Raw genomic sequence first — 21,359 nt, forward strand, 5'->3', positions numbered from 1 at the left:
GATTGATATCAGCCCGTCCGTGATGCAGTTCCTTCTGGCGTTCGTCGTGGCCGCACCGCTCCTCGGCGCCGTCGCGGCCCTCCTGCCGGCCCCTCCCGGACTCAAGGGCAGGAACCCCGAACAGGCCGTGCTGCGCCACGGCGTGACCGTCACCGGCGTGATCCTCGCCGCGGCCGTCGCCCTCGCCCTGGGCTTCGACCGCGACACCCCGGCCCGCTTCCAGGCGACCACGGACATCAGCTGGATCCCGGCGCTGAACGTCCGGATCCACCTCGGCGTCGACGGCATCTCGCTCCCCCTCCTCCTGATGACCGCGCTGCTGTTCTTCCTCTGCGCGCTCTACAGCTACTTCAAGCTCCCCGAGGGCCCCTCCCCGAAGGCCTTCGTCGCGCTGCTCCTCGTCCTCGAGTCCGGCACCCTCGCGACGTTCGCCGTACTCGACCTGCTGCTGTTCTTCCTCGCCTTCGAGATGGTCCTCATCCCGATGTACTTCCTCATCGCCCGCTGGGGCGGTGCTCAGAGGCAGGCCGCCGCCTGGAAGTTCATCCTCTACACCCTCCTCGGGTCCGTGGTCATGCTCCTCGGACTGCTGCTGATCGGACTGAACAGCGGCACTTTCGACATGGTGGCACTCGCCTCTGACAACGGGCGCGAACTGACCCGCACCACCCAGCTCCTGGCCGTCCTCGCCATCGGCATCGGGCTCGCCGTGAAGACCCCGATGTGGCCGCTGCACAGCTGGCTGCCCGACGCCCACACGGCCGCCCCCACCGTCGGCTCGGTCCTGCTGGCCGGCGTGCTGCTCAAGATGGGCACGTACGGGTTCGTCCGCATCCTGATCCCCGTCACCCCCGACGGCATGGCGACCTTCGCCCCCTACCTGGGAGCCTTCGCCGCCATCGGCATCGTCTACGGATCCCTCGCCTGTCTCTCGCTCGCCCGCAAGGGCAACAAGGGCGACCTCAAGCGGCTCATCGCGTACTCCTCCGTCGGCCATATGGGCTTCGTCCTCCTCGGCATCGCCTCCATGACCCCCACCGGCATCAACGGCGCGCTGTTCGCGAACATCGCCCACGGCCTGATCACCGGCCTCCTCTTCTTCCTGGTCGGCGCCCTCAAGGACCGCTACGGCACCGCCGACCTCGACACCCTCGCCGGAGTCACCGGCGCCGCCCTCTACGGCCGCGCCCCCCGCCTCGGCGCGCTCCTCGCGTTCGCCGCCGTCGCCTCGCTCGGCCTGCCCGGCCTCGCCGGCTTCTGGGGCGAGATGCTCGCCCTGTTCGGTGCGTTCGACCCGGCCCGGGGCCTGTCCCGGCCCGCCTTCCTCACCTACATGGCCTTCGGCGCGTTCGGCACCCTGCTCACCGCCGCGTACCTGCTGATCGTCGTACGGCGCGTCTGCATGGGAGATCCCAAGGCACGGCCCGGCTCCGGGCCCGCGCTCGAACTCGCGGACGTCCACCGCTACGAGTTCGCCGCCTGGACCCCGCTCGTCGCCCTGACCGTCCTCGCCGGCCTGTGGCCCGCTGTCCTCCTCGGCCTCACCGACCCGGCCGTCCAGAAGCTCCTCGCAGGAGGCAACGCATGACGGCCCTGCCGGTCCTGTCGGCCCTGTCCGCCCCGCCCGCGCCCGCCGCGAGCGTCGTCCAGAGCGTCGACTGGCTCGCGATCACCCCGGTGGTGCTCCCCGCCGCCATCGCCCTCGTCGTCCTGGTCGCCGACCTCTTCGTACCGCAACGGCGCAAGCCGCTGCTCGGCTGGCTCTCCGTCGCCGGCCTCGCCGTCGCGACCGCCGCCCTGCTGCCGCTGCGCGCCGGCGACCGGTCCACCTTCTGCCTGACCACCGACCCCGGCGCGTGCAGCTACACCGCCGACCACTTCGCGCTCGTCGTCCAGTTCCTGGTGCTGGCCGGCGCCCTGGTCACCGCCCTCCTGTCGGTCACCGCCGTGCGTGACGCCCGCATGCCGGCCGGCGAGTACTGGTTCCTGCTGCTGTCCTCCGCGGCCGGCGCCGCCCTGCTGCCCGCCTCCCGCGACCTCGCCACCCTGATCGTCGCCCTCGAAGTCGCCTCGCTGCCCGCCTTCGCCCTCGTCGGCATGCGCCGCGGCGACCGGCTCTCCTCCGAGGCCGCCCTCAAGTTCTTCCTGTCGTCCGTCACCGCCACCGCCGTGTCGCTGATGGGCGTCAGCTTCGTCTACGCCGCCACCGGCTCCCTGCACCTCACCCAGGTGGCCGACCGGCTCGAAGACGTCCCCGGCCGGCTCGACACCCTCGCCATGGCCGGCGTCGCCCTCACCCTCGTCGGCTTCGCCTTCAAGACCGCGGCCGTCCCCTTCCACTTCTGGGTCCCCGACACCTACGTCGGCGCCCCGCTGCCCATCGCCGGCTACCTCTCCGTGATCGGCAAGGCCGTCGGCTTCACCGGCCTCATCCTCGTCACCGTGATCGCCTTCCCCGCGTACTCCGACATCTGGGGCCCCGCCCTCGCCGTCCTCGCCGCGCTCACCATGACGCTCGGCAACGCCGCCGCCCTGCGCCAGTCCCCCGACCGCGACCACAGCGCCGTACGGCTGCTCGCCTGGTCCTCGGTCGGCCAGGCCGGCTACCTGCTCGTCCCGATCGCCGCCGCCGCGTACTCGGGCCGCGACCAGATCGGCTCCACCGTCGCGTACGCCCTCATGTACGCCGCCGTGAACCTCGGCGCCTTCGCCGTCGCCGCCCTCGTCGCCCGCACGAAGCCGCAGAACCGCATCAGCGACTACCGCGGCCTGTACGCCCGGCGCCCGGCCGCCGCCCTCGCCCTGGCCTTCTTCCTGCTCTGCCTGGCCGGCCTGCCGCCGGGCATCATCGGCCTGTTCGCCAAGGTCACCGTCTTCCAGTCCGCGGTCGACGCCGGACTGGGGTGGCTGGCCGCGGTCATGGCGGTCAACGTCGTGATGGCCCTCTACTACTACCTGCGCTGGACGGCGCTGCTCTTCCGCGCCCCGGAGGCCGCCGCCGCGGGCGCCCCCGAGGACACCGCCGCCGAGTACGCCGCCGCCGGGACCCGTACGAAGGCCCCCTGGCCGCTCACCGCCGCGATCGCGCTCACCGCCGTCACCGCCGTGGTCCTCTCCGGCGCCCCGCAGCTGGTCCTGCGCTTCGCCTCCGGCAGCCTGTTCCCGCAGTAGCCCGTACGCCGTGGCCCGCACGCCGTAGCCCGCATGCCGTGACCCGTACGGCGCAACGCCCGCCGGACGCCCGCCGCCCCCGCCGTGCGGGCGGCGGGCCGGGCACGCCCTGGGAACCAGAAGCCCCCACCTCGCGTTGACCGAGAAGGAAGGGTCCACTGGACCGTAGACCCTCAGATCCACCGACCTTGGACGCGGGTCCCCCTGCCGCACCACTTGGAGGGCGTACCGTGCACCGCCGGCACAACGGGCTGAAGACCGCCGTACTCCTCGGCGGGCTGTCCGCACTCATCATCCTCATCGGGAGCTTCTTCGGGCGGGGCGGCCTGATCATCGCCGTCCTCGTCGCCCTCGGGACGAACGCCTACGCATACTGGAACAGCGACAAGCTGGCTCTACGCGCGATGCGCGCCCGCCCGGTCAGCGAGTTCGAGGCCCCCCAGCTCTACCGCATGGTGCGCGAGCTCTCCACGTCCGCGCGCCAGCCCATGCCCCGGCTCTACATCTCGCCGACCGAAGCGCCCAACGCCTTCGCCACCGGCCGCAACCCGCGCAACGCCGCCGTCTGCTGCACCGAGGGCATCCTGCGCATACTCGACGAGCGCGAGCTGCGCGGGGTGATCGGCCACGAGCTGAGCCACGTCTACAACCGCGACATCCTGATCTCCTCCGTCGCCGGAGCCCTTGCCTCCGTGATCATGTTCCTGGTGAACTTCGCCTGGCTGATCCCGGTCGGCCGGTCCGACGACGACGAGGGGCCCGGCATCCTCGGCATGCTGCTGATCATGATCCTGGGCCCGCTGGCCGCATCCGTGATCCAGCTGGCCATCAGCCGTTCGCGCGAGTACGAGGCGGATGCCTCCGGCGCCCAGCTCACCGGCGACCCGCTCGCCCTGGCCGGCGCCCTGCGCAAGCTGGACGCAGGCGTCAAGCAGCTCCCGCTGCCCCCCGAACCCCGACTGGAGACCGCGAGCCACATGATGATCGCCAATCCGTTCCGCCCCGGTCAGGGCCTTTCTAAGATGTTCTCCACGCATCCTCCGATGGCCGAGCGCATCGCCCGGCTCGAACAGATGGCAGGCCGTAGTCAGTGAAGACCATCCTCAACATCATTTGGCTCGTCCTCAGCGGCATCTGGCTGTTCCTGGGCTACTGCCTCGCCGGCGTGCTCCTGTGCATCACCGTCATCGGCATCCCGTTCGGCATCGCCGCCTTCCGGATCGCCGTCTACGCCCTGTGGCCCTTCGGCTACACCACCGTCGAGCGCCATGACGCCGGCGCGGGGTCCTGCATCGGCAACGTGCTGTGGCTGGTCCTGGCCGGCTGGTGGCTGGCCCTCGGCCACATCGTCACCGGCATCGCCCTGTGCGTGACGATCATCGGCATCCCGTTCGGCATCGCCAACTTCAAGATGGTCCCGCTGTCCCTGCTCCCGCTGGGCCGCGAGATCGTCCCCACGGACGCGCCGTTCGCGTCCCGGTAGGGAGAAAAGGACCTGTGTCGGGTGCGAGCGCGGCCACGACCCTGTCGGTCATCGTGCCGATGTACAACGAGGAGGACGCCCTCCCCGCCCTGGTGAGCCGCCTGCGCCCCGTGCTCGACGACACCGGCGTCCCGTACGAGGTGCTCGCCGTCGACGACGGCAGCACCGACCGGACCGCCGAACTCCTGGAGAAGTTCCGCACGGACTGGTCCGAGCTGCGCATCGTCCGGCTGCGCGGGAACTCCGGCCACCAGGCCGCCCTGCGCGCCGGTCTGCACAGCGCGGTCGGGGCGTACGTGGCCAGCATCGACGCCGACCTCCAGGATCCGCCGGAGAAGATCCCGGAGATGCTGGACCTCGCCCGGTCCGAGAACCTCGACATCGTCTACGGCGTCCGCTCCGACCGCAGCACCGACACCGGCTTCAAGCGCCGCACCGCAGCCGCCTACTACTGGCTGATGCGCCGCATGGTCGGCAAACAGGTGCCCGCACAGGCCGGGGACTTCCGGCTGCTCAGCCGCGAAGCAGTGGAGGCCCTCAAGGCCCTGCCCGACCAGCAGCAGGTCTACCGGCTGCTCGTGCCCTGGCTCGGCTTCCCGAGCGGGCAGGTCACGTACCGGCGGGCCGAGCGCGTGGCGGGCGAGACGAAGTACCCGCTGAGCAAGATGATCCGCCTCGCCGTGGACGGCATCACCAACTTCTCCGCCGCCCCGCTGCGGCTCGCGACCTGGCTCGGCGTCATCAGCTTCGTCACCTGCCTGGTGATGATCGCCTGGACGCTGGTCGTCTTCCTGCTCGGCAAGACCGTGCCCGGCTGGACCTCGCTGTTCGTCGCCATGCTCTTCCTCGGCGGCGTGCAGCTGATCTGTGTCGGGCTGCTCGGCGAGTACATCGGCCGGATCTACACCGCCGTACAGCGCCGGCCCACCTACTTCATCGGGTACGACTCGGCGCGCGAAGACGGCGCCAAGGAGCCGGGGGAGAGCGGCGACTGACGGGGGTTCGGCGAGCTCCGGTGCAGGTCGGGGTGATTGTCAGTGGTGTGGGTCACCATGGACGCATGAACGAGACCGAGCAGTTGCCGGAGCAGGTCGCCCGACGCGCGCGCGGCTTCGGGCCCGAGGGGGGCACCTTGGCGCCCGGGCCCCTGCCGGCCCCCGTGGACCCGGACGCGGTGCGCCGGGCCGAGGGCATACTCGGCTTCGCGCTCACGCCGCTCCGAGCGTGCCCAAGTCCTGTTGTTCCAGCAGAACCCGGGCGATCCCGACCTCGCCCGGTACGCCGACTCGCCGGCCCTGGCCGACTGGCTGCGCGGCCGGCTCGACGGCACCGCCTGGTTCTGCGACGACTCGGAGGGCGCGGATCTGGAGATGGCCGCCTGGACGGAGTTCAGATCCCGCGTCTGAGCCGGCCGCGCACCCCGTAGGCCACCGCGCCCACTGCCAGTACCGCCGCCCCCGCGAGCACCGACGCGGCCGGCAGCGCGCAGGCCAGCACGACACAGCCGGACAGCCCGACCGCTGCCACGGCCCGGCCCTTGACACCTGAATCGAGAGTCCACGCCGAAGCGTTCGCAATCGCGTAGTAGGCCAGCACGCCGAACGAGGAGAAACCGATCGCGCCCCGCAGATCGGTGGTCGCCGCGAGCACCGCGACCACCGCACCCACGGCGAGCTCCGCACGGTGCGGCACCCGGTGCCTGGGGTGTACGGCGGCCAGCGCGCGGGGGAGATGGCCGTCCCGGGCCATCGCCAGGGTGGTCCGCGACACCCCGAGCACCAGGGCCAGCAGCGAGCCCAGCGCCGCCAGGGCCGCACCGGCACGCACCACCGGGGTCAGCCCGGGGCGGCCCGCCGCCCGCACCGCGTCGGCCAGCGGAGCCGTCGACGCCGCCAGGGCCTCGGCCCCCAGCACCGACAGCGCCGCCACCGCCACCGCGGCGTACACGAGCAGGGCGATCCCCAGCGCGAGGGGAACCGCCCGCGGGATCGTGCGCTGCGGATCACGCACCTCCTCGCCCAGTGTGGTGATCCGGGCGTACCCCGCAAAAGCGAAGAACAGCAGCCCGGCCGCCTGGAGCAGGCCGCCGAAACCTCCCCCGGCGAGACCGCCGAGCCGGTCCGCGTCCGCCGTCCCGGACGTCAGGCACACCACCACGACCCCGGCCAGGACGGCCAGGACCACCGCCACGATCACCCGGGCGATCCGGGCGGACTTCTGCACACCGCCGTAGCTCGCGGCGGTCAGCGCCACCACCGCCGCGACGGCCACGGCATGCTGCCGCCCGGGCCACACGTACGCCCCGACGGTGAGCGCCATCGCCGCACACGAGGCGGTCTTGCCGATGACGAAGCCCCAGCCGGCCAGATACCCCCAGAACGGGCCGAGCCGTTCCCGCCCGTACACGTACGTCCCCCCGGAGGCCGGGTACCGGGCGGCCAGCCGCGCCGAGGAGTGCGCGTTGCAGTAGGCGATCACGGCGGCCACCGCGAGGGCGGCGAGCAGCGCACCGCCCGCCGGGCCGGCCGCGCCCGCGGCCGGGGCGAGCGCGGCGAAGATACCGGCCCCCACCATGGCGCCCAGCCCGACGACGACGGCGTCGAAGACGCCCAGAGACCGCTTCAGTCCGGTGTTCACGGGCGGAGGGTAACCGCCCTAGATGACACCCTCGCGACCGGTCAGGGGGGTGCGGTTCTTCTCCCAGCCGTGGAGGGCCGTCAGACAGGCGTGGTCCAGATGGCGCAGTCCGCTCAGATCGAGGCGTACGGGCTGGCCGGCCGGCAGCGCGTCCAGATCGTCGAGCAGCTTCGGCAGCCGCAGGAAACTGGCGCTCCCCATGACCTGGACGCGGAGCTCCTCGCCCTCCCACACCTCCTCGATGTGCACCTGGGAGGTCTCCCAGGCCGCCTTGGCCACGGCGAGCCCCAGCCCGACCAGCACGCCCTCGAAGAGGTTGGTGGCCACGATCGCGCCCGCCGTCGCCACCAGCACCACCGCTTCGCCCCGGTGCGTGCGCCACAGACCGGCCACGGCCCGCACCGGCAGCAGCTTCCACCCGGCGTGCAGCAGCACCCCGGCCAGCGCGGCGAGCGGCACCACCCGCAGCAGCTGCGGGAGCGCGACGGCGAACAGCAGCAGCCAGCCGCCGTGCATCACGCGGGACGCCCGGGTCCGCGCCCCGGCCTCCACGTTCGCGGCGCTGCGGACGATGACGGCGGTCATCGGCAAGGCCCCGAGCATGCCGCACACGGCGTTGCCGACGCCCTGCGCCATGAGCTCCCGGTCGTAGTGGGTCTTCGGCCCGTCGTGCATCCGGTCGACGGCGGCCGCGCTGAACAGCGTCTCGGCGGACGCGATCAGCGCCAGGGCGACCACGGTCCCGAGGGCGCCGACGGAGGCGAGCAGCCCGAAGTCCGCCCAGCCGGGCGGGGCCACGGCTCCCAGGACGCCGGTCACCGTCACCTTGTCGACGGGCAGCCGCAGCAGGAAGGACACGAGGGTGGCGGCCACCACCCCGACGAGCGCGCCGGGCACGAACCGCAGCCGGGCCGGCAGCCGGCGCCAGGCCACGACGATGCCGATGGTTGCGGCGCCGAGCGCGACGGCCGCCCAGTCGGCCTCCGCGGCGAGCGCCGGCACCGCGGCCAGCTTCTCCAGCGTGCCGCCGGGGGCCGGTACGCCGCCCATCGCGTACAGCTGCCCCGCGATCAGCACGAGGCCGATCCCGGCGAGCATCCCGTGCACGACCGCGACGGAGATCGCCCGGAACCACCGCCCGAGCCGCAGCGCCCCCATGACCAGCTGGAGCACCCCGGCGGCGAGCACCAGGACGCCGAGCGCGCGGGCGCCGTGCGCGTGCACCGCCTCGTAGACGAGCACGGTGAGCCCGGCGGCCGGCCCGCTCACCTGGAGCGAGCTGCCCCGGAACCAGCCGGTGACCAGACCGCCCACCACCCCCGTGACGATGCCCAGCTCGGCGGGGACCCCGGAGGCGACGGCCACGCCCACGCACAGCGGCAGAGCGACGAGCGCGACGACGAGGGATGCCCCGAAGTCTTCGCGAAACGTGTCGGCACCGGACATCCGAGAACCTCCCCTGTCCTGCGGTGATGGATGTCCCCAGGGTGGTGGGCGCGCGTAGCGCTGCCCAAGTGGTCATCGGGAGCCACTGAGGCGCATGCGCCGCGCACGCCGGGCACATGTCGTGCACGCCCCCGGAAACAGCCGCGGCCCGGCGGTCCTGGGAAGGACCGCCGGGCCGCCGGACGGCAGGGAGGGGAGGACCGCGATCAGCGGTAGTTCACGAACTGGATCGCGAAGTCCAGGTCCTTGCCCTTGAGGAGCGCCTGGACGGCCTGCAGGTCGTCACGGCTCTTGGAGCTGACGCGCAGCTCCTCGCCCTGCACCTGAGCCTTGACGCCCTTGGGACCCTCGTCCCGGATGATCTTCGCGACCTTCTTGGCGTTCTCCTGGGAGATGCCCTCCTCGATGGAGGCGAAGATCTTGTACTCCTTGCCGGACAGCTGCGGCTCGCCGGCGTCGAGCGCCTTCAGCGAGATCCCGCGCTTGACCAGCTTGGTCTCGAACACGTCGAGGACGGCCTTGACGCGCTCCTCGGAGTTCGCCTCCATCAGGATCTTCTCGCCGGACCAGGCGATGGTGGCGCCGGTGCCCTTGAAGTCGTAGCGCTGCGAGAGTTCCTTGGCGGCCTGGTTGAGGGCGTTGTCGACCTCCTGCCGCTCGACCTTCGAGACGATGTCGAAACTGGAGTCGGCCATGTGCTGTGGCTCCTTGAAGTCGGCTGTCATTGCCCCGGAGGGCGCGGCCGGACATCCCCGGACCGCTCCGCAAAGCCTAGCCACCGCGCCCACCCGGAGGGCTGATCAATCCGGTGGTGAAGCACCCCCGAGCATCAGGTATCGTTTACGTCGTTGCCAGGGAGCGCCGCCGCAAGGCGGAAAAAATGGCAGCAGCTCTTGGCGGTGTGCCCGAGTGGCCAAAGGGAGCAGACTGTAAATCTGCCGGCTCAGCCTACCCAGGTTCGAACCCTGGCGCCGCCACGCGATGTGAGACCCCCGTTACTGCGGAAGCGCAGTGACGGGGGTCTTCTCGTATACCTCGTCCCGTATACCTCGGCCCGCATACCGCCGTTCGGACCGCATACCGCCGTTCGGCGCGGGGCCGGTGGCCGGCCGCATCGTCCTGGTCCGCTGTTCGTTCTCCGGACGTGAACTTCACTTCTGACACGCGCGGGAAGGTCGGCGGGGGCGTGCTCCTCGCCCTCCTCGGAGCCAGCATCCCGGCCCTGGTCGGGGCCGCACTGCACAGCCACGTGGGCGAGCCCTACCAGGAGACCACGCTCTATTTCGGCACCGAGCGCCCCGGCGGCCGGGTCCCCGTCGCGGAGCAGGAGTTCATGCGGTTCCTGGACCGCGAGGTCACCCCCGCCTTCCCCGAGGGCCTCACCCTCCTGGACGGGCGCGGCCAGTGGCAGCGGGGCGGCAAGGTCATCCGCGAGGCCTCGTACGAGGTGGTGCTGCTCTACCCGGAGAAGGAGGCCGACGAGCGCAGCACGCGCATCGAGCGCATCCGGCAGGCCTACGAGGAGCAGTACCAGCAGGACTCCGTCGGGCGCTCCGACGACAAGGTGACCGCCGAGTTCTGAGGGCTCCTCAGTTGCCCGCGACGCCCTTGACGGCCACCGGGACCGGCGTCGACCCCTCGATCAGCTCCAGCGTCAGTCCGGCCGTCGCCGGGGTCTCGATCAGCTCCGCCAGCACGGCCGCCACATCGTCGCGCGACACCGTCCCGGGGCCCGTCCGCGCCTCCAGCCGCACCCGCCCCGTCCCGGGGTCGTTGGTCAGCGAGCCGGGCCGCAGGACCGTCCACTCCAGGCCCAGGCGGGTGCGGACGTGGTCGTCGGCCTCGCCCTTGGCGCGCAGGTAGACGTCGAAGACGTCATCGCCCTCGTGGTGGGCGTCCGCGCCCATCGAAGAGACCATCAGGAAGCGCCGCACCCGGGCCCGTTCGGCCGCGTCCGCGAACAGCACCGCCGCACCCCGGTCCACGGTGTCCTTGCGGGCGACGCCGCTGCCCGGGCCGGCGCCGGCCGCGAACACCGCCACGTCCGCGCCGTGCAGGATGCCCGCCACGTGCTCGACCGACGCCGACTCCAGGTCGCAGAGCACCGGTTCGGCGCCCGCCTCCCGCAGGTCGTCGCCCTGCTCCGGATCGCGGATGATGCCCGCGACCTCGTACCCGCGCGCGGCGAGCAGGCGCTCCAGCCGCAGCGCGATCTGACCGTGTCCACCCGCGATGACGATGCGCATGCCCCGACCGTACGACGAGCCGGGCGCCCGCGCCCGCGAACGGGCCCGCCGGGCGGTCCGGCGAACGGGGCGAAACGGTCAGGGACCGGGTTCCGTACGGCCCTGCCGGGGCAGGTCCAGGGCCACGGCGACCGCGGAGTCGCAGTACTCCCGTACGGCACTCGTCCGGGCTACCACCCGGCCGCGGTGGATCACGATCCGGCTGTACGCCAATGACAGCACGCCCGCGATCCGGTCCCCGCGCACGGCGAGCAGCTCCGCCGGGAACCCGGCCTCCACCCGGACCTCCGGCAGCCCCATGGCCTCGCGGGCGCAGGCGCTGACCGACGCGTAGGCCTCGCCCGCGCGCAGCCCGCCCTGGGACGCCAGCAGGTACGCCGCCTCCAGCGGGTCGCCGCGGCCGACCGGGTTCCCGGCGTCCCGCAGCGCCCCGCTGCCGGCCGCGACCCGGACCCCGGCGGCCCGCAGCAGCCGTACGGGCGCGGTGCGCAGGCCGCGCCGCTCCAGGGCCGCGCAGTCGCCCTGGGGCAGGCAGGTCACCCGTACGCCGGCCGCGGCCAGCTGGTCGGCGGCCCGGTTCGCCACGTCCAGCGGGAGCCGCGACAGCCCGCCGCAGGGGCCGATCGTCACCCCCGGCCGGAGCCCGCCGGCCATCGCCGCGAGCCGGGCCACGCGGCCGGGATCGTCACCGTCCGTGTGCAGGTCGACGGGGCAGCCGTGCTCGGCGGCGAGTTCCAGCACGGCTTCGAGGAAGCCCGTCGGGTCGGGGTCGAGGTCCGGGCAGCCGCCGATGACGGAGGCGCCCATCTTCACGGCGTCCCGCAGCATGGCGAGCCCGTCGGCGCCGGCCGTGCCCGTCAGCAGACGGGGTACGGCGACGGCGGTCAGGTCGGTGAGCCCGCGCAGCGAGCGGCGGGCCTGGAGCACGGCCTCCATGGGCCCGAGGCCGTGGACGTCGCCGATCCGGACGTGTGAGCGCACAGCCGTCGCGCCGTGCCCGAGCTGGAGCAGGGCGGCCTCGGTGGCCCGGCGCTGCACTTCGTCGGTCGCGTACGAGACGGGCCCCTCGCCGTCGGCGGTCAGGGCGGTGTCCCCGTGGGCGTGCGGCTCGGCGGGGGCGGGCAGCAGCAGGTAGCCGCCCAGGTCCACCCGGTTGAGCGCGGGGGAGGGCAGGCTGCCCGCGGTGCCGACGGCCTGGATCCGGCCGCCGCCGAGCCGGACGTCGACCGTGCGGCCGTCCGTGAGGCGGGCCCCGGCGAGCAGGAGGGTGGTGGCGGGCTCGGCGGCGGCCGCGTTCGGGTTGCCGGCCGGGGGGCGCTGCGGCCCCTGGCCGCCGCCCTCGCCACGGCCGCCCGGCGGGAAGGGGGACGGCTGCTGCGGCTGGCTGTCGGACATCGCGCTCCTGCGGTGGCTCGGGCGGTTCCTGGGCCATGTGGCCGCGGCCCGCGGCCCAAGATCACGCAGCGTGCTCAGAGCCTAGGGTGCGGGGCTCTCCCGTTCACGGAGGAGCGCAATAGTCGTACCGGTGTGTGCCTGCGCGCCGCGGCGCGCAGGCGTGCCCCGGGCCGCCCGCGGGTGCCGCCGCGTGCGCGACCCCGGCCCGGCCGTCGCGGAGGGCTCCGGGAGCGCCGTACGGGGCGTCAGGTGTGTGAGCCCGGCCACAATCTGCCCCGAAATGGGCTCCAGGGGCTTCCCGGCCCTGATCCGGAAAGCCGCACCGACCCCCTCGGAGGCCAGTCCCCGCAAAGGATTTGGGCGATGGGCGGGCAACCGTGTAATGTCTTCATCGCTCGCCCCAATAGCTCAGTCGGTAGAGCGTCTCCATGGTAAGGAGAAGGTCTGCGGTTCGATTCCGCATTGGGGCTCTGGTGAGAGAGGTTCCCCACCCTCGGGTGGGGAGCTGATCACATCAAAGCGGCGTAGCTCAGTCGGTAGAGCAAGCGGCTCATAATCGCTGTGTCACCGGTTCAAGTCCGGTCGCCGCTACCCACAGTAGCCGATTGCGGGGTCGGTCTCCCGATCGGCTACTCTTTTATGCGTTCATCCGTCCCATAGTCCGTCAAGGAGCACTCACGTGGCTGCCACCGACGTCCGCCCGAAGATCACGCTGGCCTGCGTGGAGTGCAAGGAGCGGAACTACATCACCAAGAAGAACCGGCGTAACAACCCGGACCGCATGGAGATGAAGAAGCACTGCCCGCGCTGCAACTCGCACACCGCGCACCGCGAGACCCGCTGACCCCAGCGAAGTCTCGAATACAGGCACCGTCATGAGGTCGTCCCCTTCATCGGGGGACGGCCTCGTGTCGTTTCCGCGATCGGTTCACTGATCGTTTTCGTGATGTGACCGACTTTTTCAACAGGAGGTAGGGAGCCATGGCGCTCGACCAGTCCTTCGTCGGGCGGAGCTACCCGCCCACCGATCCGTACGAGGTCGGCCGGGAGAAGATCCGCGAATTCGCGGTGGCGGTGGGTGACGCGAATCCCGTCTACACCGACCCCGACGCCGCCAAGGCGTTCGGCCACCCCGATGTGATCGCTCCGCCGACTTTCGTGTTTGCGATCACATTCGCGGCGGCGGGCCAGGTCGTGGAGGACCCGCAGCTGGGTCTGGACTACAGCCGCGTCGTGCACGGCGACCAGAAGTTCGCGTACGCGCGGCCCGTGCGGGCGGGTGACCGGCTGTCGGTGACCTCGACCATCGAGGCCGTGAAGTCGATGGCCGGCAACGACATCATCGACATCCGCGGCGAGGTCCACGACGAGACCGGCGAGCACGTGGTGACGGCGTGGACGAAGCTCGTCTCCCGCGCCCCCGAGGAGGCCTGAGATGACTGCGCAGATCAAGTACGCCGACGTCGAGGTCGGTACCGAGCTGCCGGCGGCGTCCTTCCCGGTGACGCGCGCCACGCTCGTGCGGTACGCGGGCGCCTCGGGTGACTTCAACCCGATCCACTGGAACGAGAAGTTCGCCAAGGGGGTCGGACTGCCCGACGTCATCGCGCACGGCATGTTCACGATGGCCGAGGCGGTCCGCGTCGTCACCGACTGGGTCGGCGACCCGGGGGCGGTCGTGGAGTACGGCGTGCGGTTCACGAAGCCGGTGGTCGTGCCGAACGACGACACGGGCGCGGTGATCGAGGTCAGCGGGAAGGTCGCGGCCAAGCTCGACGACAACCGGGTGCGGGTCGACCTGACGGCCATGAGCGCGGGCCAGAAGGTCCTGGGCATGTCCCGGGCCGTGGTGACCCTGGCCTGACCCCGTCCGTTCCCCGGCCGCCACGGCGCCGGGGAACGGCTCCGGCCGGGGTTGACCTAGTTAGTGATTGAGTACTAACTTACTGGCATGGCAAGGATGAGCGCAGACGAGCGGCGCGAGAGCGTCATCCGCGCGGCGATGCACGAGTTCGCCCGCGGCGGGTACTACGGGACCTCCACCGAGGCCATCGCCAAGCGCGTCGGCGTTTCGCAGCCGTACCTGTTCCGCCTCTTCCCCAACAAGCCGGCCATCTTCCTCGCCGCCGCCGAGCGCTGCCTGCGGGACACCCGCGAGGTCTTCGCCGACGCCGCCGAGGGGCTGGAGGGCGAAGAGGCCACACTCGCCATGGCGAACGCGTACGCCCGGCTCATCGCCGAGGATCCGGACAAGCTCCAGATGCAGCTCCAGATGTACGTCACCGTCGCCGCCGCCGAGGCGGCCGGCGACCACCAGCTCGGCGAGCTCGTCCGCAAGGGCTGGATGGAGCTCTGGGACACCGTGCACGTCCCCCTCGGTGGAGACGTGCACGAGACCACGACCTTCATGGCCTACGGAATGCTGATCAACACCCTGGCCGCCATGGGTTTTCCGCCCGGGCACCGGGTGTGGGAGGCGCTGTACCCGTCCGCCCGCGTCGTGAAGCAGCCGGAACCGGAGTAGGGCATCAGGGCCCTGCGCTGCTGCGCATTTTTATGCGCCGCAAAGTTAGTAAGTGATAACTAGCAGTCCAGTTCTCACCTTCAGGGGGAAACCGTGAACGGCACGCAAGGCACCAGAGAGACCGTAGAGACCAGCGCGACCGTAGAGACCAGCGCGACCGGGGCGCATGGAGCGACCGGCGCGACGCGCGAAGCGCAGGGCGGTGCGCTGCGCGGGCCCGCCGTCTGGGCGCTCGTCCTCACCGGGGCCGCCAGCTTCATGGCCGCCCTCGACAACCTCGTCGTCACCACGGCCCTGCCCGCCATCCGCGAGGACCTCGGCGGCAAGCTGGAGGACCTGGAGTGGACGGTGAACGCCTACACGCTCACCTTCGCCGTCCTCCTCATGTTCGGCGCCGCCCTCGGCGACCGCTTCGGCCGTCGGCGGTTCTTCATCGGCGGTCTCGCCCTCTTCACCGGCGCCTCCGCCGTGGCCGCCCTCTCACCCGGCATCGACACGCTCATCGCCGCCCGCGCCGTCCAGGGCGTCGGCGCCGCGGTCATGATGCCGCTCACCCTCACCCTGCTCATGGCCGCCGTCCCGGCCGCCCGCCGCGGCATGGCGCTCGGGATCTACGGAGCCGTCACCGGCCTGGCCGTCGCCAGCGGCCCCCTGATCGGCGGCAGCCTCACCGAGCACATCTCCTGGCAGTGGATCTTCTGGCTGAACGTTCCGCTCGGCCTCGCGCTGATCCCGCTCTCCCGTCTGCGCCTCGCCGAGTCCACCGCCCCCGGCGCCCGTCTCGACGTCCCCGGCACCCTCCTGATCAGCGGCGGTCTCTTCGGCATCGTCTACGGCCTGGTCAACGCCAACTCCGACGGCTGGACCAGTACGACCGTCCTCGGCTCCCTGATCCTCGGCGGCCTGCTCGTCCTCGCCTTCGCCCGGCACGGCACCGTCAGTGCGAACCCGATGCTTCCCATGCGGCTCTTCCGCCACCGCGGCTTCCTCGGGATCAACGTGGCCAGCCTGCTGATGTACCTGGGCATGTTCGGCTCGATCTTCCTGCTCAGCCAGTTCCTCCAGGGCGTCGCCGGCTACTCGCCCACCGAGGCCGGGCTGCGCATGCTCCCCTGGACCGGCATGCCGATGATCGTCGCCCCCGTCGCCGGCATCCTCTCCGACCGGATCGGCGGCCGTCCCGTCGTCGCCGCCGGACTGGCGTTCCAGGCCCTCGGCCTCGGCTGGTTCGCGATGATCCTGGACGCGGACGTCTCGTACGCCGCCCAGCTGCCCGCGCTCATCCTCAGCGGCATCGGCATGGCCCTCTACTTCGCCCCCGCCGCCAACGTGCTGATGTCCACCGTCCGCCCCGCCGACCAGGGCAAGGCCTCCGGCGCCAACAACGCCCTGCGCGAGGTCGGCGGAGCCCTCGGAGTCGCCGTCCTGGCCTCGGTCTTCTCCGCCCAGGGCGGCTACGAGTCCCCGCAGGCCTTCACCGACGGGACCGTGCCCGCGCTGTGGATCGGCGCCGCCGCGGTGGCCGTGGCGGCCGCCTTCGCCCTCCTCGTGCCGGGCAGGCGGGCCGCCGGGGGCCCGGCACCCGCCCCCGCGGCCCCCGCCTCCGCCACTGCCGGCCCCGTCCTCGCCGACAGGGCCGCCGCACGCTGACCACCGACCGCCCCCGGCTCCGCGACACCCGCGGACGGCACCGCCCCCGGCCCCGCGACGCCGGCGGCGACCGCACCGCCACCCGGCTCCGCACACGAACGGAAGGGAACATCCGCCATGCCCGACGTCCCCTGGTCGACGCCCACCCCGCCCGCCCCCGGGTCCGAGGTCTACGTCATGGCCTCCCGCTTCGAGACCGAGACCCTCCTCGGAGCCTTCCGGTTCTTCCTCAGGGCCCCCGGCATCATCCGCCAGGTCCGCTCGGCGCCCGGCGCCCACGGCGTCGCCCTCCGGGCCCGGATCTTCCGCCGGACCTTCCTGACCCTCTCCGCCTGGCAGGACCGCGACGCGATGTACCGCTTCGCCGGCAGCGAGCCGCACCGCTCCAGCTCCCGCGCCGCCGCCGCGTTCATGCGGGAATCGGCCTTCACCTTCTGGACCGCCCCGGCCTCCGCGCTCCCGGTCGCCTGGGCCGAGGCCGAGCGCCGGCTGGCCGAACAGCAGGGTCGCCCGTGACGTACGGTCCGTGGCCCCGCAGGGATGCGAGGGGTACGGACCGTACTCTTGTCCACGTGCAGGAACTCCACGACGCCCCCCTCGCCCCCCTGACCACCTTCCGCCTCGGTGGCCCCGCCACCCGTCTGGTCACCGCGACCACCGACGCCGAGGTGGTCGAGGCCGTCCGCGCCGCGGACGAGAGCGGCACACCGCTCCTCGTCATCGGCGGCGGCAGCAACCTGGTCATCGGCGACCGCGGCTTTGAGGGCACCGCCCTGCGCATCGCGACCACCGGGTTCCACCTGGACGGCACCACCCTGGAGCTCGCCGCCGGCGAGAACTGGAGCGACGCCGTGGCCCGTACCGTCGAGGCGGGCCTGGCCGGCATCGAATGCCTCGCCGGAATTCCCGGCTCCGCCGGTGCCACCCCGATCCAGAACGTCGGGGCGTACGGCCAGGAGGTCTGCGACACCATCACCGAGGTCGTCGCGTACGACCGCACCCGGCGCGAGACGGTCACGCTGACCGCCGCCGAGTGCGCGTTCCGGTACCGCAACAGCACCTTCAAGGACCAGCCCGACCGCTACGTCGTCCTGCGCGTCCGCTTCGCCCTGGAGGACGCGGGCGGCCTGTCCGCGCCGCTCAAGTACCCCGAGACCGCCCGCGCCCTCGGCGTCGAGGCCGGCGACCGCGTCCCGGCCGCCGCCGCGCGCGAGACCGTGCTGCGCCTGCGCGCGGGCAAGGGCATGGTCCTCGACCCCGCCGACCACGACACCTGGTCCGCCGGCTCCTTCTTCCACAACCCGATCCTGAGCGACGAGGCGTACTCCGCCTTCCTCACCCGCGTCCAGGACCGCCTCGGCCCGGAGGCCGCCCCGCCCGCGTACCCCGCCGGTGACGGCCGTACGAAGACCAGCGCGGCGTGGCTGATCGACAAGGCCGGCTTCACCAAGGGCTACGGCACCGGTCCGGCCCGGATCTCCACCAAGCACACCCTCGCGCTGACCAACCGCGGCGAGGCCACCACCGAGGACCTCCTCGCCCTGGCCCGCGAGGTCGTCGCGGGCGTCCACGCGGCCTTCGGCGTCACCCTCGTCAACGAGCCGGTGACGGTCGGCGTCAGCATCTGAGGAGTCCCGGCCGCCATGCTCTGTCCACTGCACGGGGCCGGTACGGACCCCACCCGCCTGGTGGGACGCACGATCAGCAGGATCGTCGCGTCCTGGCACGTCTGCGACGGCGAACGCTCCGAGGCGCCCCTCGACGTCTGGCTGATCGACAGCGAGGGCGATTCCACCAGGATCAGCACCGGGTCCGACCGGTGCCTCATCGTCGAGTCCGCGCCGCCCCACGAGCCGTACGACATGGGGGAGTGGGGCCGGATCGAGGTCGGCGAGGACCTCGGCGACCACCCGTTCCTGCGCCACCTCGGGGACACCGTGGCGACCGTGGCCGAGTTCGCGGCACCGGAGACCGGGCGCACCCAGCTGGAGATCGGCTTCCCGGACGGCGACCGGGTCCGCGCCGACTGCTGGGAAGGCGACCTGCGGCTCACCCGCTGACCGCCCGAGGCCGACCGGTCAGGCGGCCAGCCAGTGGTCGATCCCGGCCAGCAGCTTGTCCTGTACGTCCCCCGGCGCCGCAGAACCGCGCACCGACTGCCGGGCCAGCTCGGCGAGCTCCGCGTCCGTGAAGGCGTGGTGGCGGCGGGCGATCTCGTACTGCGCCGCCAGCCGGGACCCGAACAGCAGCGGGTCGTCGGCGCCCAGCGCCATCGGCACCCCGGCCTCGAAGAGCGTGCGCAGCGGCACGTCCTCGGGCCGCTCGTAGACCCCGAGCGCGACGTTCGAGGCCGGGCACACCTCGCACGTGATCTGCCGGTCCGCGAGCCGCTGCAGCAGCCTTGGGTCCTCGGCGGCCCGGACCCCGTGGCCGATGCGGGAGGCGTGCAGGTCGTCCAGGCAGTCCCGGACCGAGGCGGGCCCGGTCAGCTCCCCGCCGTGCGGGGCCGCGAGCAGGCCGCCCTCACGGGCGATGGCGAAGGCCCGGTCGAAGTCGCGGGCCATGCCGCGGCGCTCGTCGTTGGAGAGCCCGAAGCCGACGATGCCGCGGTCGGCGTAGCGGACGGCGAGGCGGGCGAGGGTACGGGCGTCGAGCGGGTGCTTCATCCGGTTGGCGGCGATCAGGACCCGCATGCCGAGGCCGGTCTCACGCGACGCCGTGTCGACGGCGTCCAGGATGATCTCGACGGCGGGGATCATGCCGCCGAGCAGCGGGGCGTACGAGGTGGGATCGACCTGGATCTCCAGCCAGCCGCTGCCGTCCCGTACGTCCTCCTCGGCCGCCTCGCGGACCAGGCGCTGGATGTCCTCGGGCTCACGGAGGCAGGAGCGGGCGGCGTCGTACAGCCGCTGGAAGCGGAACCAGCCGCGCTCGTCGGTGGCGCGGAGCTTGGGCGGCTCCCCGGCGGTCAGCGCGTCGGGCAGGCGCACGCCGTACTTGTCGGCGAGCTCCAGCAGGGTCGACGGTCGCATCGAGCCTGTGAAGTGCAGGTGGAGATGGGCTTTCGGCAGAAGCGTGAGATCGCGTGGGTGCTCCATCTGGTGATCCTGCCAAACCGCCGCGCCCGGCGGGAGGGGGTTTTACCGATCGGGGGCTTGCGCGAAAGTTTGCACGGGGCGGACGGACCCGAAAACGCCGGAGCGGCGGCGCCCCCTCGGGGGTGCCGCCGCTCCGGGCCGGCGCAACCGCCGCAGGCCTAGGCCTTGGCCTCCGCGAGGAGCTTCTGGATGCGGGACACGCCCTCGACCAGGTCCGCGTCGCCCAGGGCGTACGACAGGCGCAGGTAACCGGGGGTGCCGAAGGCCTCGCCCGGGACGACCGCGACCTCGGCCTCGTCCAGGATCAGCGAGGCGAGCTCGCCGGAGGTCTGCGGGCGCTTGCCGCGGATCTCCTTGCCGAGCAGGTCCTTGACCGACGGGTACGCGTAGAACGCGCCCTCGGGCGTCGGGCAGAACACGCCGTCGATCTCGTTCAGCATCTTGACCATGGTCTGGCGACGGCGGTCGAACGCCTTGCGCATCTCGGCGACCGCGTCCAGGTTGCCCGAGACGGCGGCCAGCGCCGCGACCTGGGCCACGTTGGAGACGTTGGAGGTGGCGTGCGACTGCAGGTTGGTCGCCGCCTTGATGACGTCCTGCGGGGCGATGACCCAGCCCACGCGCCAGCCCGTCATCGCGTACGTCTTGGCGACGCCGTTGACGACGATGCACTTGTCGCGCAGCGCCGGGACCAGCACCGGCAGCGAGGTGAACTTCGCGTCGCCGTAGACCAGGTGCTCGTAGATCTCGTCCGTCAGCACCCACAGGCCGTGCTCGGCGGCCCACTCGCCGATCGCCTTCGCGTCGGCCTCGCTGTAGACGGCGCCGGTCGGGTTCGACGGGGAGACGAACAGGACGACCTTGGTGCGCTCGGTGCGGGCGGCCTCCAGCTGCTCGACGGACACGCGGTAGCCGGTGGTCTCGTCGGCGACGACCTCGACCGGGACACCGCCGGCGAGGCGGATCGACTCGGGGTAGGTGGTCCAGTACGGGGCCGGGACGATGACCTCGTCACCCGGGTCGAGGACGGCGGCGAACGCCTCGTAGATCGCCTGCTTGCCGCCGTTGGTGACCAGGACCTGCGACGCGTCGACCTCGTAGCCCGAGTCGCGCAGCGTCTTCGCGGCGATCGCCGTCTTCAGCTCGGGCAGACCCCCGGCGGGCGTGTAGCGGTGGTACTTCGGGTTGCGGCAGGCCTCGACCGCGGCCTCGACGATGTAGTCCGGGGTCGGGAAGTCGGGCTCGCCCGCACCGAAGCCGATCACCGGGCGCCCGGCGGCCTTGAGGGCCTTGGCCTTGGCGTCCACGGCGAGCGTGGCGGACTCGGAAATGGCGCCGATACGGGCGGACACCCGGCGCTCGGAGGAAGGCGTTGCAGAGGTCATGCGGCCAATCGTCCCAGACGCCCCAGAGGCGCCGCACACCGTTTCAGTCATCGGACGGACCAGCCGAAAATGCGCTCTGTTCGACGTCAGGGCCCGGACCACGTACACTCACCTGTCGTTGGACCCCGCCGGTCACTCCAGAGCGCGAGCACTCCGTGCACCCGTCTGGATGCGGTAGGTTGGGGACGCAACAAAGGGTCGTAGCTCAATTGGTAGAGCACTGGTCTCCAAAACCAGCGGTTGGGGGTTCGAGTCCCTCCGGCCCTGCTCCACACTCCTTCTCGGACGTGTGCGCAGGTACGTACTTCGATGCAACGCCGTGCG

Annotated in this window: 22 protein-coding genes and 4 tRNA genes; 19 read left to right on the plus strand and 7 right to left on the minus strand. The window is 72.2% G+C overall.

What is annotated here, in order from left to right; all coding sequences use genetic code 11:
* The first annotated feature begins 22 nt into the window (after positions 1–22).
* The 6 genes from ACIPK4_RS16160 to ACIPK4_RS16185 all read left to right on the plus strand — a co-directional run bounded on the left by ACIPK4_RS16160 (position 23) and on the right by ACIPK4_RS16185 (position 6,060).
* Entirely contained in the window at positions 23–1,588 is a 1,566-nt protein-coding gene (locus tag ACIPK4_RS16160) for a NuoM family protein (RefSeq protein WP_376195132.1), read from the plus strand.
* On the plus strand, positions 1,585–3,171 hold the full coding sequence (locus tag ACIPK4_RS16165; protein WP_402313201.1) for an NADH-quinone oxidoreductase subunit N: 1,587 nt from the start codon (positions 1,585–1,587) through the stop codon (positions 3,169–3,171). The genes ACIPK4_RS16160 and ACIPK4_RS16165 overlap by 4 nt, the downstream gene beginning before the upstream one ends.
* A 230-nt stretch (positions 3,172–3,401) precedes the next feature.
* Complete coding sequence (gene htpX / locus ACIPK4_RS16170) at positions 3,402–4,265, plus strand: zinc metalloprotease HtpX (RefSeq protein ID WP_054221733.1); 864 nt, start codon at positions 3,402–3,404, stop codon at positions 4,263–4,265.
* Positions 4,262–4,654, plus strand: coding sequence for a YccF domain-containing protein (locus ACIPK4_RS16175; RefSeq protein WP_402313203.1), 393 nt, complete (start codon positions 4,262–4,264; stop codon positions 4,652–4,654). The genes htpX and ACIPK4_RS16175 overlap by 4 nt, the downstream gene beginning before the upstream one ends.
* A 59-nt stretch (positions 4,655–4,713) precedes the next feature.
* Positions 4,714–5,649 (plus strand): glycosyltransferase family 2 protein, encoded by a 936-nt coding sequence (locus ACIPK4_RS16180; RefSeq protein ID WP_402313653.1) that lies wholly within the window; start codon positions 4,714–4,716, stop codon positions 5,647–5,649.
* 243 nt (positions 5,650–5,892) lie between these two features.
* Complete coding sequence (locus ACIPK4_RS16185; RefSeq protein ID WP_402313205.1) at positions 5,893–6,060, plus strand: hypothetical protein; 168 nt, start codon at positions 5,893–5,895, stop codon at positions 6,058–6,060.
* Here ACIPK4_RS16185 and ACIPK4_RS16190 read toward each other — a convergent pair.
* From ACIPK4_RS16190 to ACIPK4_RS16200, 3 genes are all read right to left on the minus strand, one after another.
* Entirely contained in the window at positions 6,044–7,291 is a 1,248-nt protein-coding gene (locus ACIPK4_RS16190) for an APC family permease (protein ID WP_402313207.1), read from the minus strand. The genes ACIPK4_RS16185 and ACIPK4_RS16190 overlap by 17 nt on opposite strands.
* An 18-nt stretch (positions 7,292–7,309) precedes the next feature.
* Positions 7,310–8,737 (minus strand): SulP family inorganic anion transporter, encoded by a 1,428-nt coding sequence (locus ACIPK4_RS16195; protein WP_402313208.1) that lies wholly within the window; start codon positions 8,735–8,737, stop codon positions 7,310–7,312.
* Positions 8,738–8,943: 206 nt separating this feature from the next.
* On the minus strand, positions 8,944–9,432 hold the full coding sequence (locus ACIPK4_RS16200; RefSeq protein ID WP_030298135.1) for a YajQ family cyclic di-GMP-binding protein: 489 nt from the start codon (positions 9,430–9,432) through the stop codon (positions 8,944–8,946).
* Positions 9,433–9,632: 200 nt separating this feature from the next.
* On the opposite strand from ACIPK4_RS16200, the gene ACIPK4_RS16205 reads away from it, so the two are divergent.
* Together ACIPK4_RS16205 and ACIPK4_RS16210 are read left to right on the plus strand one after the other, a co-directional pair.
* Positions 9,633–9,714 (plus strand) — tRNA-Tyr (locus tag ACIPK4_RS16205).
* Positions 9,715–9,881: 167 nt separating this feature from the next.
* Positions 9,882–10,319, plus strand: coding sequence for a DUF3574 domain-containing protein (locus ACIPK4_RS16210; RefSeq protein WP_402313210.1), 438 nt, complete (start codon positions 9,882–9,884; stop codon positions 10,317–10,319).
* A 7-nt stretch (positions 10,320–10,326) separates the two neighbouring features.
* Here the strand turns inward: ACIPK4_RS16210 and ACIPK4_RS16215 are convergent, their stop codons facing one another.
* Both ACIPK4_RS16215 and ACIPK4_RS16220 read right to left on the minus strand, forming a co-directional pair.
* Entirely contained in the window at positions 10,327–10,983 is a 657-nt protein-coding gene (locus ACIPK4_RS16215) for an SDR family oxidoreductase (protein ID WP_402313212.1), read from the minus strand.
* A gap of 78 nt (positions 10,984–11,061) precedes the next feature.
* Positions 11,062–12,378 (minus strand): amidohydrolase family protein, encoded by a 1,317-nt coding sequence (locus tag ACIPK4_RS16220; protein WP_402313214.1) that lies wholly within the window; start codon positions 12,376–12,378, stop codon positions 11,062–11,064.
* A 397-nt stretch (positions 12,379–12,775) separates the two neighbouring features.
* Here ACIPK4_RS16220 and ACIPK4_RS16225 point away from each other — a divergent pair.
* From ACIPK4_RS16225 to ACIPK4_RS16270, 10 genes are all read left to right on the plus strand, one after another.
* Positions 12,776–12,848 (plus strand) — tRNA-Thr (locus ACIPK4_RS16225).
* A gap of 48 nt (positions 12,849–12,896) precedes the next feature.
* A tRNA-Met gene (locus ACIPK4_RS16230) sits at positions 12,897–12,969 on the plus strand.
* Between the two features lie 88 nt (positions 12,970–13,057).
* Positions 13,058–13,222, plus strand: coding sequence for a 50S ribosomal protein L33 (gene rpmG, locus ACIPK4_RS16235; protein ID WP_007265873.1), 165 nt, complete (start codon positions 13,058–13,060; stop codon positions 13,220–13,222).
* Between the two features lie 137 nt (positions 13,223–13,359).
* Positions 13,360–13,812, plus strand: a complete 453-nt coding sequence (locus ACIPK4_RS16240; protein WP_054221727.1) for a MaoC family dehydratase N-terminal domain-containing protein — start codon at positions 13,360–13,362, stop codon at positions 13,810–13,812.
* Between the two features lies 1 nt (position 13,813).
* The gene (locus ACIPK4_RS16245; protein ID WP_402313216.1) at positions 13,814–14,242 is read left to right on the plus strand and encodes a MaoC family dehydratase; all 429 of its coding nucleotides are present in this window, start codon (positions 13,814–13,816) and stop codon (positions 14,240–14,242) included.
* A gap of 87 nt (positions 14,243–14,329) precedes the next feature.
* The gene (locus ACIPK4_RS16250; RefSeq protein ID WP_402313217.1) at positions 14,330–14,902 is read left to right on the plus strand and encodes a TetR/AcrR family transcriptional regulator; all 573 of its coding nucleotides are present in this window, start codon (positions 14,330–14,332) and stop codon (positions 14,900–14,902) included.
* A gap of 207 nt (positions 14,903–15,109) precedes the next feature.
* A complete protein-coding gene (locus ACIPK4_RS16255) occupies positions 15,110–16,552 on the plus strand; it encodes an MFS transporter (RefSeq protein WP_402313655.1) in 1,443 nt (480 codons plus the stop codon).
* Positions 16,553–16,669: 117 nt separating this feature from the next.
* Positions 16,670–17,068 carry a DUF3291 domain-containing protein gene (locus tag ACIPK4_RS16260; RefSeq protein WP_402313219.1) on the plus strand — a complete coding sequence of 133 codons (399 nt, stop codon included), beginning with the start codon at positions 16,670–16,672 and terminating at the stop codon, positions 17,066–17,068.
* Positions 17,065–18,180, plus strand: a complete 1,116-nt coding sequence (locus tag ACIPK4_RS16265) for a UDP-N-acetylmuramate dehydrogenase (protein ID WP_402313221.1) — start codon at positions 17,065–17,067, stop codon at positions 18,178–18,180. Before ACIPK4_RS16260 ends, ACIPK4_RS16265 begins: the two co-directional genes overlap by 4 nt.
* A gap of 15 nt (positions 18,181–18,195) precedes the next feature.
* Positions 18,196–18,612: a hypothetical protein gene (locus tag ACIPK4_RS16270; RefSeq protein ID WP_402313222.1), complete on the plus strand. Its 417-nt coding sequence runs from the start codon at positions 18,196–18,198 to the stop codon at positions 18,610–18,612.
* An 18-nt stretch (positions 18,613–18,630) separates the two neighbouring features.
* Here ACIPK4_RS16270 and ACIPK4_RS16275 read toward each other — a convergent pair whose 3' ends face one another.
* The gene (locus ACIPK4_RS16275; protein WP_402313224.1) at positions 18,631–19,650 is read right to left on the minus strand and encodes an adenosine deaminase; all 1,020 of its coding nucleotides are present in this window, start codon (positions 19,648–19,650) and stop codon (positions 18,631–18,633) included.
* 158 nt (positions 19,651–19,808) lie between these two features.
* Positions 19,809–21,035, minus strand: coding sequence for a pyridoxal phosphate-dependent aminotransferase (locus tag ACIPK4_RS16280; RefSeq protein WP_054222546.1), 1,227 nt, complete (start codon positions 21,033–21,035; stop codon positions 19,809–19,811).
* Positions 21,036–21,229: 194 nt separating this feature from the next.
* On the opposite strand from ACIPK4_RS16280, the gene ACIPK4_RS16285 reads away from it, so the two are divergent.
* Positions 21,230–21,302 (plus strand) — tRNA-Trp (locus ACIPK4_RS16285).
* Positions 21,303–21,359: the final 57 nt, after the last annotated feature.

It is taken from the genome of Streptomyces sp. NPDC086989 (assembly GCF_044745505.1).
Taxonomy (GTDB): domain Bacteria; phylum Actinomycetota; class Actinomycetes; order Streptomycetales; family Streptomycetaceae; genus Streptomyces.

Excerpts from the sequence above, each read along its gene's own strand:
- ACIPK4_RS16160 (WP_376195132.1), top strand. The coding sequence starts at position 23 with ATGCAGTTCCTTCTGGCGTTCGTCGTGGCCGCACCGCTCCTCGGCGCC.
- ACIPK4_RS16165 (WP_402313201.1), top strand. The coding sequence starts at position 1,585 with ATGACGGCCCTGCCGGTCCTGTCGGCCCTGTCCGCCCCGCCCGCGCCC.
- ACIPK4_RS16180 (WP_402313653.1), top strand. The coding sequence starts at position 4,714 with ATGTACAACGAGGAGGACGCCCTCCCCGCCCTGGTGAGCCGCCTGCGC.
- ACIPK4_RS16195 (WP_402313208.1), bottom strand. The coding sequence starts at position 8,737 with ATGTCCGGTGCCGACACGTTTCGCGAAGACTTCGGGGCATCCCTCGTC.
- ACIPK4_RS16200 (WP_030298135.1), bottom strand. The coding sequence starts at position 9,432 with ATGGCCGACTCCAGTTTCGACATCGTCTCGAAGGTCGAGCGGCAGGAG.
- ACIPK4_RS16215 (WP_402313212.1), bottom strand. The coding sequence starts at position 10,983 with ATGCGCATCGTCATCGCGGGTGGACACGGTCAGATCGCGCTGCGGCTG.
- ACIPK4_RS16220 (WP_402313214.1), bottom strand. The coding sequence starts at position 12,378 with ATGTCCGACAGCCAGCCGCAGCAGCCGTCCCCCTTCCCGCCGGGCGGC.
- ACIPK4_RS16240 (WP_054221727.1), top strand. The coding sequence starts at position 13,360 with ATGGCGCTCGACCAGTCCTTCGTCGGGCGGAGCTACCCGCCCACCGAT.
- ACIPK4_RS16245 (WP_402313216.1), top strand. The coding sequence starts at position 13,814 with ATGACTGCGCAGATCAAGTACGCCGACGTCGAGGTCGGTACCGAGCTG.
- ACIPK4_RS16250 (WP_402313217.1), top strand. The coding sequence starts at position 14,330 with ATGGCAAGGATGAGCGCAGACGAGCGGCGCGAGAGCGTCATCCGCGCG.
- ACIPK4_RS16260 (WP_402313219.1), top strand. The coding sequence starts at position 16,670 with ATGCCCGACGTCCCCTGGTCGACGCCCACCCCGCCCGCCCCCGGGTCC.
- ACIPK4_RS16270 (WP_402313222.1), top strand. The coding sequence starts at position 18,196 with ATGCTCTGTCCACTGCACGGGGCCGGTACGGACCCCACCCGCCTGGTG.
- ACIPK4_RS16275 (WP_402313224.1), bottom strand. The coding sequence starts at position 19,650 with ATGGAGCACCCACGCGATCTCACGCTTCTGCCGAAAGCCCATCTCCAC.
- ACIPK4_RS16280 (WP_054222546.1), bottom strand. The coding sequence starts at position 21,035 with ATGACCTCTGCAACGCCTTCCTCCGAGCGCCGGGTGTCCGCCCGTATC.